At 69.3% G+C, this 12343-nt stretch carries 11 protein-coding genes and 1 pseudogene; 9 read left to right on the forward strand and 3 right to left on the reverse strand.

Going from position 1 to position 12343, the window contains the following annotated elements; translation table 11 throughout:
* The 6 genes and pseudogenes from ACFXKG_RS05455 to ACFXKG_RS05480 form a co-directional block, all read left to right on the forward strand.
* Positions 1-670, forward strand: a pseudogene (locus tag ACFXKG_RS05455) (hypothetical protein); the annotation flags it as partial.
* Positions 667-861, forward strand: a complete 195-nt coding sequence (locus ACFXKG_RS05460; protein WP_384832668.1) for a hypothetical protein — start codon at positions 667-669, stop codon at positions 859-861. The pseudogene ACFXKG_RS05455 and the gene ACFXKG_RS05460, both read left to right, overlap by 4 nt.
* A 320-nt stretch (positions 862-1181) precedes the next feature.
* A complete protein-coding gene (locus ACFXKG_RS05465; RefSeq protein WP_384832671.1) occupies positions 1182-1808 on the forward strand; it encodes a plasmid mobilization protein in 627 nt (208 codons plus the stop codon).
* Entirely contained in the window at positions 1805-3532 is a 1728-nt protein-coding gene (locus tag ACFXKG_RS05470; RefSeq protein ID WP_384832674.1) for a relaxase/mobilization nuclease domain-containing protein, read from the forward strand. Before ACFXKG_RS05465 ends, ACFXKG_RS05470 begins: the two co-directional genes overlap by 4 nt.
* 229 nt (positions 3533-3761) lie before the next feature.
* Positions 3762-4205 (forward strand): hypothetical protein, encoded by a 444-nt coding sequence (locus ACFXKG_RS05475; RefSeq protein WP_384832677.1) that lies wholly within the window; start codon positions 3762-3764, stop codon positions 4203-4205.
* An 82-nt stretch (positions 4206-4287) separates the two neighbouring features.
* Positions 4288-4980: a hypothetical protein gene (locus ACFXKG_RS05480; protein WP_384832680.1), complete on the forward strand. Its 693-nt coding sequence runs from the start codon at positions 4288-4290 to the stop codon at positions 4978-4980.
* Positions 4981-5069: 89 nt separating this feature from the next.
* On the opposite strand, the gene ACFXKG_RS05485 is transcribed toward ACFXKG_RS05480, so the two are convergent.
* Together ACFXKG_RS05485 and ACFXKG_RS05490 are read right to left on the reverse strand one after the other, a co-directional pair.
* Complete coding sequence (locus ACFXKG_RS05485) at positions 5070-5876, reverse strand: DUF317 domain-containing protein (protein ID WP_384832852.1); 807 nt, start codon at positions 5874-5876, stop codon at positions 5070-5072.
* 27 nt (positions 5877-5903) lie between these two features.
* On the reverse strand, positions 5904-6194 hold the full coding sequence (locus ACFXKG_RS05490) for a hypothetical protein (RefSeq protein ID WP_384832855.1): 291 nt from the start codon (positions 6192-6194) through the stop codon (positions 5904-5906).
* A 518-nt stretch (positions 6195-6712) separates the two neighbouring features.
* Between ACFXKG_RS05490 and ACFXKG_RS05495 the strand changes: the two genes are divergently transcribed.
* Genes ACFXKG_RS05495 through ACFXKG_RS05505 form a run of 3 tightly spaced genes read left to right on the forward strand, consistent with a single transcriptional unit; the run spans position 6713 to position 10274 of the window.
* Positions 6713-8314, forward strand: coding sequence for a TnsA-like heteromeric transposase endonuclease subunit (locus ACFXKG_RS05495; protein WP_384832683.1), 1602 nt, complete (start codon positions 6713-6715; stop codon positions 8312-8314).
* Entirely contained in the window at positions 8311-9363 is a 1053-nt protein-coding gene (locus ACFXKG_RS05500; protein WP_384832687.1) for a TniB family NTP-binding protein, read from the forward strand. Before ACFXKG_RS05495 ends, ACFXKG_RS05500 begins: the two co-directional genes overlap by 4 nt.
* Positions 9360-10274: a hypothetical protein gene (locus ACFXKG_RS05505; RefSeq protein WP_384832690.1), complete on the forward strand. Its 915-nt coding sequence runs from the start codon at positions 9360-9362 to the stop codon at positions 10272-10274. The genes ACFXKG_RS05500 and ACFXKG_RS05505 overlap by 4 nt, the downstream gene beginning before the upstream one ends.
* Positions 10275-10720: 446 nt before the next feature.
* Here the strand turns inward: ACFXKG_RS05505 and ACFXKG_RS05510 are convergent, their stop codons facing one another.
* On the reverse strand, positions 10721-12139 hold the full coding sequence (locus ACFXKG_RS05510) for an MFS transporter (RefSeq protein WP_384832694.1): 1419 nt from the start codon (positions 12137-12139) through the stop codon (positions 10721-10723).
* Positions 12140-12343 lie beyond the last annotated feature (204 nt).

Genomic DNA, 12343 nt, shown 5'->3' on the forward strand with positions numbered 1-12343 from the left:
CGCGGGGACCGGGGACCGTAACGCGGGGACCGGGGACCGTAACGCGGGGACCGGGGACCGTAACGCGGGGACCGGGGACCGTAACGCGGGGACCGATAAGGCCCTCGACAGCGGCACGGGGACCACCGCGCCTGCGGGCGAAGTCGCTGCTCACACGGGTGACTCGAACCGGGGACCGAGGAGCGCCGAGTCGGGGACCGACCCCAACGGGGACCGGGGACCGACCACCACCAACACGGGGACCGACCCCAACGGGGACCGGGGACCGACCACCACCAACACGGGGACCGACCCCAACGGGGACCGGGGACCGACCACCACCAACACGGGGACCGACCCCAACGGGGACCGGGGACCGACGGTCTCTCCGCAGGGGCGCAGGGGCGCGAAGGCCGGGGGCACGGGCAAGCGGCGTGGCGGTCGCAGCCCGCAGAGGACGCGTCCGGGGCGTGAGCCGGAGCAGTCCGTGGAGCAACTCGTCCGCCGGATCAGCCCTCATGTCCCCGCATTGCTCGTGCGGGATGGCAACGAGTCGGTCACCCGCGCCCAGTTGCGGGAGATCCTGCGGCGCGAGGGCCTGCCCGGCGGCCGGAACGACCGGCTCGGCCTCGTCCTGCGGCATGTGCGGGACGAAATGACCAGCAAGACGACAAGGAGCACCACTCGATGAAGACCTGCCGCCGCTTCACCCTGATCCACCGGCAGTTCGAGCAGGAGATCAGGTACCTGACCGCGCACTCGGCACGGCATGCCGGCCGACCCGCCGCGAAGTCCAGCGCGACATACGCGATCTCGGCGAAACAGCGGATGGCCCGGGCGCTCAGCGGCCATGTCGGCCGCTGTCCCGAGTGCGGCGGATAAGCGCAAAGACACAGCACACAGGCCCTTTCCGACCGGTGGCCCGGCCTGACGCCGGGCCACCGGCGGCCCGTTCCCGGAGGTACCGTCATCGACTCCCGTATCGCCCGCTCGTGCGGCCCGACGACCGCCGAGGCCGGCGCCTGGGCGGACGTCCTGGTCCGCCGCCGGCTCCTGCACGCCGCGGTCCTCACCCCGGGCGGCCAGTGGCTCGTCCAGCACCGCCCCGACAGCCCCGTTCTCCTCCTCGCGGGACCGGCCGGTGTGCTCGAACTGGCCGCCGCCGTCCAGCAGCGTCTCCGGACCACGGGGCATGAGGCCCGATGACGAACCCGGAGGAGGTCAGCCACGCCCCGGATCGCGAGTCGACGTTCAACTCGGTCTCGGGGCGAGCAAGTTGGGGCGGAAGCATAGCTTCCGCCGATCCCGCCCCCGAGGGGGCGGGATCGGACCTGCACCGGGGGGCGCAGGTCCATCAGGCTTCGACCGGGGGCGGATCGAAGCCAGGGCAGGAGGAGAAGCAGACTGAGCCGCGCGCCCGCCGCCAGCGCGCTCACCGTGCCCGTCAGCGACCGCGTCAACCGCCCGAGAAGAAGCGCCTGCGCCAGCCTGCGACGCGATTCAACGACGATGAGTACGCCCTGATCGAGTCCGCCGCCGCCCGGTGCAATCTGTCCGTCGCCGGGTTCCTCGCCCGTTCCGCGCTCGCCGCCGCCCGTGACCTCGACCGCACCCGTGCCGAGATCGCAGACGAACGCGAAGTGATCACAGCCCTGTTCGAAAGCCGACGTCGGCTCGGCTGGGCCGGCAGCAACCTCAACCAGGCAGTCAAGGCCCTCAACTCCGGTGCCGACGTTCCTCAGCTCGAAGCGGCCGTCGCCGCCGTACGGCGTGCCGCCGATACCGCCCACGAAGCCGCCACTCGGCTGATCGAGCGCCACGGCTCGTGATCCCCAGCGTCAATCCGTCCGGGTCGGACACCGGAGGTCTCCTCTACTACCTCTACGAGACCGGCAAGTACGAGGACCACACCGACCCGCACCTGGTCGCCTCCTTCGACGGCATGTCCCCGGACCCCGGCCGCGACCCGAACGCCACCCTCACCGACCTCCAGCAGCTCCTGGACCAGCCGGTGATGGCCCTGGCCAAGCACCGCCGTCCGGCCAAGCACGTGTGGCACACCTCTGTCCGCGCCGATCCGGGAGACCGGATCCTGTCCGACGAGGAGTGGGCCGGCATCGCCCGGCGCATCGTCGCCGCCACCGGCATCGACCCCGGCGCCGGACAGTCCGGCTGCCGCTGGGCCGCTGTACGGCACGCGGACGACCACATCCACATCGTGGCCACCCTCGTCACCGAGGACGGGCACCGTCCCGACGACTTCCGCTCCGGCACCCGCGCCCAGGCCGAGGCCCGGCTCATCGAGAAGGAACTCGGCCTCCACCAGGTCGCCCCCGGCGACGGCACTGCCGCCCAGCGGCCCACCAGCGCCGAACACCACAAAGCCAAACGTCAGGGCCGCGAGCGCACCGCGCGCGAGGAACTGCGCGAGACAGTACGGCGGGCAGTAGCCGGCGCGAGCGGCGAAGAGGAGTTCTTCGCCCGGCTCACCGCCGCCGGCCTCCTGATCCGTCAGCGCACCGCCCCTTCCGGGGACCTTCTGGGATACAAGGTCGCCCTGCCCGACGACCGGAACAAAGACGGCGAGCCGGTGTTCTACCCCGGCGCGCGCCTCGCCCCCGACCTCTCCCTGCCCCGCATCCGCGAGCGCTGGTCCGGCGACACCCAGGACCAGGACACCCAGGCCCTCCCGCCGGACGGCACCGTCCTAACCGGCCCAGGAGCCCCGGCCGCCGCCCGGCGAACAACGGCATCGGCCGCGTGGCGGGCCGTTCTCGTCATCGAGCACAGCGACGACTCGGCCGCAGCCGCCTCCATCGCGTCGGCCGGCGAGGTCCTGGACGCGCTCGCGAAAACCTCCGCCGCCCACACACGGCACGAACTACGCGACGCCGCCCGCGCCTACGAGCGCGCCTCCCGCTCCCACGTCCGCGCCGAACGCGGCCACGACCGGGCACTGCGGCAGGCCGCCCGCGACCTCATCCACGCCGGCCCCGCCCTCGACCGGGGCGAGGACGGCGCAAGCACCGCGATGGCGATCGACATGCTGTTCTTCCTCATCACCGCCACCATGCACTGGCACGCCAAGAAGGGCCACGCCCAACAGGCCGCCGCCGCCCGCCAGACCGCCGAGCACCTGCGTGCCGCCTACCGGACCGCCGCCGCCCAGCCCCTCACCGCGCTCTACCAACGCGGCCGACACCTCACCCGGCCCCAGCTCCAGCAGCAGACAACCGTACTGCGCCAGACGCTTCCGGAACTGGCCGAGAAAATCCTCACCGAGCCCGGCTGGTACGCCCTGGCCGCGACCATCACCGACGCCGAAGCCTCCGGCCATGACCCCGCCGCACTTCTGACCGATGCAGCCCGGCGCCGCGAACTCACCACCGCCGACTCGATCAGCGACGTACTGGTATGGCGGATACGGCAGATAGCCGACCTGCCCGCCGACACCCCGGACAAAGACACGCGCATGGCTCACAGAACAAGGACCCAGCCACCCGCACCCGGCCGGCACCATGGCGCGGAGAACCCAGCGAGCAATACCCGGTGATCCCCCCACCCGGTCCACAGCAGCAGTGCCAGTGCACCACCGAGACCAGAGACAACACCGCTCGCCCTCGCCCTCCAGCATGCCTGTGTGCCTGTGTGCCGCTCTGGCCCGAGCAGCGGCCGCATCCACGCTGCCCCGAAAACGGATGTTGACTTTGTGAATTGAAACCGGCAGCGGCGTAGGGCACGATCAATGACGCGCACAGGACAAGCCAAAGGGGGACGTCACGATGTTTGACCGGATACGCCGCCGGGCGGAGGAGCCCAACGACGCGCAGCGCCGGTTCTTCGAGCTGTCGGCGCGGCTGCAGGATCCGGGCTCGCCGGAGGCGGGGCAGGTGTGGGCCGAGCTGGAGCGCGGCGAGCAGGCTGGCGCGGTGGACGACTTCCCGTCGCCGGAGCTGCGGGTGCCCAGCCGTGACCAGCTCGGCGGCATGGTGATGCGCTGGCCGCAGCCGCTCGTTCTCGACGGAGAGATGGCGGCCTGCCCCGAGTGCGGGGCGTACCGGGACTGGCTCGTCCTCTCCGCTCGCGACCAGATCTGGCTGCGCTGCCGGGCCGGTCACCAGCAGTTGGAGACCCGTCTGGACACCGCCTGGTACAACCGCAACTCCGGGCCGTGGGTCTCGACGCATGCTACTTTTGAGGACTGTCTGCGGCACCTCGGACACTGACCCCCACTCCTACGACCCCCACCGGGCCCATGGGCCCGGGTACTGACCGCCCGTCACCTAGCATCAAGGGGTCAGTACAGTCATGCGCGTTCGCACCGTCACCACCATCCTGGGTATCAGTGCCGTTCTCCTCACCGTGCCCGCCTGCTCCGCCGGCACCACCGGCGTGACGCCCGGCACCGCCTCTTCCTCGGTCGGGGAGCCGGCCCGGCCCGGCCAGAATGCCGCTCCGCTGTCCTCGGCCGCGTTGAAGGCGCGTCTGCTCGACGAGCAGGACCTGGGCAGCGGCTACCTGCGCAAGCCGGAGCGTGTCACCCGGCACGACGACGTCACCGTCATCGGCTGCCCGGCCCTGAACAAGCTGGGCGGCGACGCGGCGACCGGCTCGCTCGCCTTCCCTCGCAAGGCGAAAGCCACCTTCACCTACACCGGCAGCAGCAGCTCGGAAGTATCCGAGGAGCTCTACAGCGACAGCGCGAACACACTGTCCGACAGCATCGGCCAGATATTCGATGCCATGACCGGCTGCCCCACCTATCAGGTCGTCGCGGGCAGCACCGTCATCGACCTGGCCACGCAGAAGCTGACCGCACCCCGCCGGCTCGGCGACGAGCAGTGGAGCCAGCTCCTGACATTCTCCGCCGGAGGGCAGAGCACCGTGGTGAAGCAGACCGCGATCCGCGACAGCAGCCTGCTGCTGGTCGTCTCCGGCTCCCCGGCTCTCGTCGACCGCCATCTCGACAAGGCCCTCGCCAAGGCGACAGCGGCCGGCTGACCCGCTCCCGACATACCGCTGCCCCCGACCAAGAAACTGGTCGGGGGCAGTGGCGTCGTACAACCCATCCCGCTGAACGGGCTGGCGCTCTAGACGGCCGGCGCGCGCAGGAGCCGCTCGCGGGTGGCCTCCGGCAGCACCCGGCGCAGGACCGGCACCGTCGAGCTGAGGGAGGAGGCGAACGCGGCCACCAGGTCGTGCGGGACGCTGGCGCCGAAAGACGCCACCCACAGGTGCGGGGCGCCGGGGTCGGGCTCGGACCATGCCTGCCATCCGGTCGGGCCCGCCTCACCGGACCCGGTGGTCAGGGCGCGCGGGTCGCCGTCCTGAATGAGAGGCGGCACCCCGCCGAGGTTGAAGCGCGAGGTGAACGCGGGATCCACTGCCGCGTGGGGCTGCTCGATGTCACGGAGCCAGCCGTGTGCGGCGACCGCGTCGAGGACCAGCTCGGGCCCGGCGAGCGGCACGGCAGGCTCGTCGCGGGCGTCGAGCGCGACGAGGAAGTCGGCCACGGCCTCCCCGGGGACATCCGGCGTGAAGTAGGCCGACCACGCGGCCAGCGGACTGCTCGTGTCCGCGCGGGCCGAGACCTGCCAGGCCACCGGCCGGCCCCCCAGGTGGAACGGCTCGTCCGCCAGACTCCACTGGGCCCAGCGCAGGTTGTCAGGGCTGATGTGCAGGACCGTGCTGCGCAGGACCTGACGGTCCTCCGTTGCCTCGGCCGGGTCGTGCCGCCCGCGGACAATCGTCAGGCTCGTCCAGCCCAGACCAGCGAGCGTATCGGCAACGGTGTCGTAGAGGCGTCCGTCGTCACCGGCCAGATAGCGGGGACCGACCCAGTACGCGCACGGGGCACCGTGGGGAACGGACGGGTCGAGCGGAAAGTCGGGATACAGGGCGCCTCCAAAGACTCGGTGCGGGTTCTACTGGCCGCCGGCACTGCGACGGGGACGGTGCGGCGGCGCCTGGACCGGCTTCTGCCAGGCGAGGACAACGGCGACCTCAGGCGGCAGATGACCGAACTGCGAGTCCTCATCCCGCCCCTCCGCGAGGTAGACCACCCTCTGACCGGTTTCGTCCACGGACTGCACCACCTGCGCGAGGCGATGCGCCATCGGGAAGAAGGGGTTCATCGCCTGCCGCACCGGAGCGCTCCGGTCACAGCCGGCCAACAAGTCAATGAGATCGCCGACGGTCATCTCCGTATGAGCCACGGACAGCCTCCTCGGTGCGGAGAAAACAGTGAACGGTGGAACCTGCTTGCCGCTGTCGGTGCGCACAGGGCGTCCACGATCAGGTTGACGTCATCTGCGGACCACTCGCCCAGGCTGTGTGGGGCTGGTCGCAGCCGATCCGCCACTCGCCCAGCAGGGCTTTCGACGGTGGTGAAGAAACCAGGCCAGCGAGGTCCCCAGTCACCGGGCATCAGCTCTTTGACCTGGGGATCCTTGCGGAGTTGTCTACGTTGACATGGCCTCACACGCGTTGGCCAGTCTTTCCGCGTACTTCCTTGTCTGCCCCGGGCGAACTTGTCCGTTCTCATCCATTCGAGGCGTTTACTCAACGAACCCAGCCGTTTGGGCTTTCGTTTCAGCGAACCTAGCCGCACGGGCGATCGCGCTGGGGGCACTGGGTGGCTGTACTGACTGGCGTGGATCTTGCGGGGCCATACGTCGAGTTGTCGTATATAGACGCTGCCCGGGAACGTCGGCGGCGTCCGCTGCTGGACTGCGTGACGACTCGGTTCGAGGACATGGCTCCGGTGCGTCCGTTTCGCTGGTCGAGGGGCGCGCGTCACTTCGCGGGCTGGTACTGGTCGGTTACGACCAGGCAGCACGTCGGCTTCGAGTCGTGGCAGGAGCGGGACCGGCTCTTGCTGATGGACTTCGATCCGGCGGTGGTAGGTATCTCCTCGCAGCCGTTCTGGCTGCATTGGCATGATGGCGAGCGAGAGCGCCGGCACGCCCCGGACTACTTCGTACGCCGCGCCGACGGCTCGGCCGTCGTCGTCGACGTCCGAGCGGATGACCGGATCGAGCCGAAGGATGCCGAGGCATTCGAGGTGGCACGCCTGGCCTGCGCACAGATCGGGTGGGACTTCGAGAGGGTCGGGGTGCCGGAGGCGGTGATGCTGGCGAATGTCCGGTGGTTGTCACGTTATCGGCACCCCCGCTGCTTGCAGAATGCGTCTGCGGGTCGGCTTCGGAAGGTCTTTACGACACCGGGTCCGCTGATGGCCGGGGCGGATTCCGCCGGTGACCGGTTGGCGACGCTGCCTGTGCTGTTCCATCTGCCGCACCAGCGGCTCCTGGCCTTGGACGAGCGGCTGAAGCATGCGGCGGCGAGGCCGGTGATCGTGCCAGAGACGATCGTCTGCGACCACGGCAAGGTGTTCATCTCGCACAACTTTCGTGCGTCCTGCCGTTTCTTGGGTATCACGCTTCAGCCGACGCACAAGGCGTCGCCCTTCGAAAAGGGTGCGATCGAGAGAACCCTGGGTTCGGTGGCGACGCTGTTCGCGCAGTTCGTCGCGGGTTACACCGGCCGGTCGGTGGACCGTCGTGGCCGGGGCTTGGAGCACGGGCCCTTGTGGTCGCTTCCCGAGCTGCAGGAACTGTTGGACGAGTGGGTCATCGCCGTCTGGCAGAACCGGCCGCACGACGCCCTGCGAGATCCAGACGCGTCGAAGCGGGCCTTCTCACCGAACGAGAAGTACGCGATGCTGCTGGAATCGTGCGGCTACGTTCCGGCTACGTTGAGCGGTGAGGACTACGTCGAGTTGCTGCCGGAACGGTGGCAGGCCATCAACGCCTACGGCATCCGGATCAACCACCGCACCTACGACAGCCCCGAGTTGAACCCGTTGCGCCGCCAGCATTCCGGAGTGGTGCCGAAGAAGGGCTTGTGGGAGATTCACCACGATCCCTACGACGTCTCGCGGATCTGGGTACGCGACCGCCGCCACGAGACAGACCAGTGGATCACCGTGTTCTGGAAGCACTTGCACCGCGTCGGCGTCCCATTCGGCGAAATGGCCTGGAATCACGCCCGCCAACAGGTCCCGGGCGGGAGCGAGGACCAGATCGCGGATGCGGCAGCGGCCCTACTCAAACGCGCCCACGACGGTCCCCGCAACGACAAGGGCCGTCCGGCCAAGCAGTCCCGGCGAGATCGCCGGATGGCCGCCCGTACCCGGGCGACCGTCCCGGACCGAAGGATCCCCGATCCGCAGACCGACAGCGAACCTGCGGATGAGGAGACGGACGCCTCGTTGGACAAGGTCATCCCGCTGGGTCTGTTCGACCCGCTCGCCAACCCCTGGAGGCGCCAGTGACCATCTCCAAGTCGGCGGCCTGCCGCACAGTATTACCCCAGGCTGGCACCGAGGCCAGTCGACAGTTGAACACCTTGGCCGGGTGGCGGAGGTTCGTCGACGAGCCACCCGCTCCCCCGGTCCTGTCTTCCCGGAGTGCTCTACAGCGGATGTCGGCGTCCGAGCGGGACCTCTACGACGAAGAGCGCCTTGACCATCACGCCCGCATGCTCACGGTCGCTACATCGTTTGTCGAGACAACGGCTATCTGCGGCCGTCGGCTGGTCCTGCTCAACCGCCACGCGATCAGCGCCCGCCGCGGGTTGATCGTTTCCGGCCCCGCAGGGACTGGCAAGACCATTACCATCACGCAATTAGCACGTTCACACGAACTCCTTGACCGGGCCCGGCACCCACACGTCGCGGACCGAATCCCGGTCGTCTACGTCACCGTCCCACCTGCCGCGACCGCCCGCATGATCGCGACCGAGTTCGCCCGTTTCCTGGGCCTGCCGGTGCGGGCCCGCTCGAACATGACAGACATCATTGAGGCCGTGGTCGGTGTCTGCACCGACACGCGCACCGGGCTGGTGCTGGTCGACGAACTCCACAACATCTCACTCACCAGCCGTCACGGCGCCGAAGTAGCTGACACCCTCAAGTACTTCTCCGAGCGCCTGCCCGCCACATTCGTCTATGCCGGAATCGATATCCAGGAATCCGGCCTGCTGTCCGGGACTCGAGGCGCCCAGATCGCTGGCCGGTTCACCCTGATTCCCTCCCGCCCGTTTCCCTACAACACTGAATGGAAGGGCTTGGTCGCCACCATGGAGGACACCCTGCGGCTGCAAGACCACCGCCCCGGCACACTCACCGGCCTGGACCGCTTCCTGCACGACCACACCGGCGGCATGATCGGATCCCTCTCCCACACCATCCGCGGAGCCGCGATCGACGCCATCCTCACCGGCGCCGAGAAGATCACCAAGAAGATCATTCAGGCCATTCCGCTCGACCACACCGCCCGCACCACGGCGTCGCTGGCCACGAAGACCGCTACATTCCGATGAACAGCGAACTGCCACCTCGGCTCGCACCACTGCCAGTCCGACTCCGCCCCTGCCTCGGGGAATCCACCGACTCCTATGTCCGGCGCCTGGCCCGCGCCAACCATCTCAGGCCCAGCTTCCTTCACTGCTATCTCTCCGATCCACCGCTGTGGTTCGGCAAGCCGCTTCTCGAACACCTCGCCACCGTCACCGGTCACTCACCCGAAGCGCTCGAACGCACCCTCGCCAACGCCGACTCGCCGCAGCGCAAGAACAGACCACGCCCGCGCATCCCCAGGAAGAATCCCTTCGCCTGGCGCCACGACCTGGCCCGCCGCATTGCGCAAGAGGCCCTCAAAGGCACGCAGGTCCGCTTGCTCGCGAAGCGCTACAACCTTCGCTGCTCGGACATCCGCCTTGCCCTGGAGACCGCACGCCCGGCCATCTCAGAGACGAGCCTGATGGCCAGCCCCGTCAGAGGCGAACTCGCCGACCTGGTCGAGAGCATGATCGGCAGAGGGCTCAACGGAAGGCAGATCTGGACTGAGCTCATGGACCACCACGAGTACTCGGTCACGTACGGCTCCATTCGCCACTACATCAGATACGCACGATCCCGGACGCCGAACTACCTGGGTGTAAGGGCCGAACACGTGGAGGCGGCCCGGAGAGGGCCCACCTCATGGAGCCAAGGTCAGACGCCCGATTTTGCCAACCTTCCTAGACCGGGCCCGGTTGAGGATGGCGTCGTGGAGCCGGAGATCCATCATTCACGAGAGCCTGGGTTAGCGGGCGGCGCCGAGACCGACGAGGAGGACGTCGACGACGATGCGGGCGACGCCCAGGCCCATGATCTTGGTGAGGGGTTCGCTGAAGAGGACTCGGGAGGCCAGGGCGGTCAGGGCGACGTGCTGGTGGCCCAGATTCCGTAGGCGACGCTGGCGCCGAGCCCGGTGGGCAGAACGAGGGCCAGGCAGCTGAAGGTGTCGAGGGTCACCGATGACAAGCGCGTACCAGGCGGGGCGATGCAGGGCGGCCCGCAGGGAGAGGGTGGCGGTGACTTCGAGATGGATCGCCGTGGTAGGCAGCAGCCACTTCTTCATGAGGATGTCTCGTCTTTAAGGAGGTTCTCGACAACCGCGACCAGGGGCGCGGTCGGTTTCGCAGACGGGGAAGACACCGATGGCGGCCGTGGTCCAGTAGCCGTCGGCCAACAGACGGGCGGCAGTGAGCCAGCCGCGGTCCGCTTCCGGAAGGTTCGTGGGAAGGGCGATCCATGACACGAAGCGGCGCTGCCATGTCTCGGTCAGGGCGTCGCGGTACGGGGCTCCGATCCGGCGACGGCTCCGCGACGTACCGTCCGCGGAACGTGAGTCAGTCATCCCCCCGATTCCCCCGACCCGGCCCGCACCATGCCCTCCCGCAGCCTGATCCATACGGCGAGGACCACACACGCAGCTAGACAGCCGGATGCGGTGATTAGCAGTGCCGTGTCGGCGGCCGCTTCCGAACCCACGCCGCGGGCTTGGTCGGTGACGGCCCCGGCCAATCCAACACCAAGGCCGGCGGCCACGGTGATGACCGTCTTGGTGACTCCCGACGCCTCCCCGGCCCGCTCCGGTCGGATCACCGCCTGGGTGGCGATGAGCGTCAGTGAGTTGGCCACTCCGAGGATCGCGCCGCCCACGGTGGCCACGGCTACGTACAAGGTGAAGGAGGAGGTCCGGGCGAGGCACGCCAGAACCAGCGCTCCCCCGCACAGGCAGCCCGCCATCAGCCGTACCGCAGCCCGTGGCGGTACCCGCCCGGCGAGCGGCCCGGCGAGCGCCATGGCCAGCGCGGGGGCGAGGAACGCGGTGCCCGCAAGGACGACCGAGAGGTCCCACTGGCCCTGGAGCGTCAGGGGTACGACGAACAGGAACATCACGGTGGTGGTGTTGGCCGCAGCACCGGCCAGGGTGAGCGCCATGTACGGCCCGTTGCGGAACAGACTGAGCTCTACCAGCGGATGGGCCGCCGCCCGCTCACGCCGTACGAACAGGATCAGCAGGGCTGCGGCGACGGCCACGCCCGCCAGGGCGGCGGGCCACGGCCAGCGCGGTCCGCGGTCGATGACGACGCAGAGCGCGGCAAGCGCCGCCGTGGCACCGGCCAGGCCGCTCCAGTCGACGCTGCGGGGCACACTGGTGTCGTAGCTCTCGGCGGTACGTGAGGCACAGACCGCGCCAAGTATGGCGAGTGGGACGTTGAGCCAGAACACGGCACGCCAGGACACCGACTCGGTCAGGGCACCGCCGATGAAAGGGCCGCAGGCGGTGGCGATCCCGCCGATGCCGAGGGCCCAGCCGATGGCACGGCCGCGCAGTTCGGCCGGGTAGACGTTGGTCAGCAGGGACAGCCCCACCGGCATGATCATCGCTGCCCCGGCGCCCTGGGCCACCCGGGCGCCCACGAGGACGGGCAGGGTCGAGGCGAGCGCGCAGACCAGCGAGGACGCGCCGAACACGGCAAGCCCCGCGACGAGGAGCCGCCGCCGGCCGAACAGGTCGCCGAGCCGTCCCGCCCCCAGCATCAGCGTTCCGGTGGACAGCAGGTACGCGCTGATCACCCACTGGAGGCCGTCTCCGCCCGCCTGCAGGTCCCGGCCGATCTGCGGCAGGGCGAGGTTCAGGCCGAACGAGTCGAGCTGGATACAGAACACACCCACGGACATGGCGAGGAGTGCCCATCGCCGGGTGGCGAAGGGCAGCGGCCTCGCGCCGCCGGCACCGTCCCTCAAGGTCACGCCCTTGTTCACGATTGCCCACTTCTCCTCATGGTCGGCCCCTTTGGGGACGGTCCCTACTGCCGTCGCACGGCTGTGCGGCAGCACGAGATGCTGGTGGCGAGGGGGAGGTCGCAGCCGAAGAGCGCTCCTGGACAGAGAGCGCCGCTGCGGAGAGGAGGAGGGATGAAGAAGTGGGGCCCGGATGGAGGGGCTGCCCACAGAAAGCCCGATGTG

Origin of the sequence: Streptomyces sp. NPDC059255, from assembly GCF_042752355.1 — a bacterium.
In the GTDB taxonomy this organism is placed as follows: domain Bacteria; phylum Actinomycetota; class Actinomycetes; order Streptomycetales; family Streptomycetaceae; genus Streptomyces.

What these genes read in the sequence shown, in the direction of transcription:
- ACFXKG_RS05480 (WP_384832680.1), top strand. Translation starts at nt 4,288, where the DNA reads ATGCGCGTTCGCACCGTCACCACCATCCTGGGTATCAGTGCCGTTCTC.
- ACFXKG_RS05460 (WP_384832668.1), top strand. Translation starts at nt 667, where the DNA reads ATGAAGACCTGCCGCCGCTTCACCCTGATCCACCGGCAGTTCGAGCAG.
- ACFXKG_RS05475 (WP_384832677.1), top strand. Translation starts at nt 3,762, where the DNA reads ATGTTTGACCGGATACGCCGCCGGGCGGAGGAGCCCAACGACGCGCAG.
- ACFXKG_RS05465 (WP_384832671.1), top strand. Translation starts at nt 1,182, where the DNA reads ATGACGAACCCGGAGGAGGTCAGCCACGCCCCGGATCGCGAGTCGACG.
- ACFXKG_RS05505 (WP_384832690.1), top strand. Translation starts at nt 9,360, where the DNA reads ATGAACAGCGAACTGCCACCTCGGCTCGCACCACTGCCAGTCCGACTC.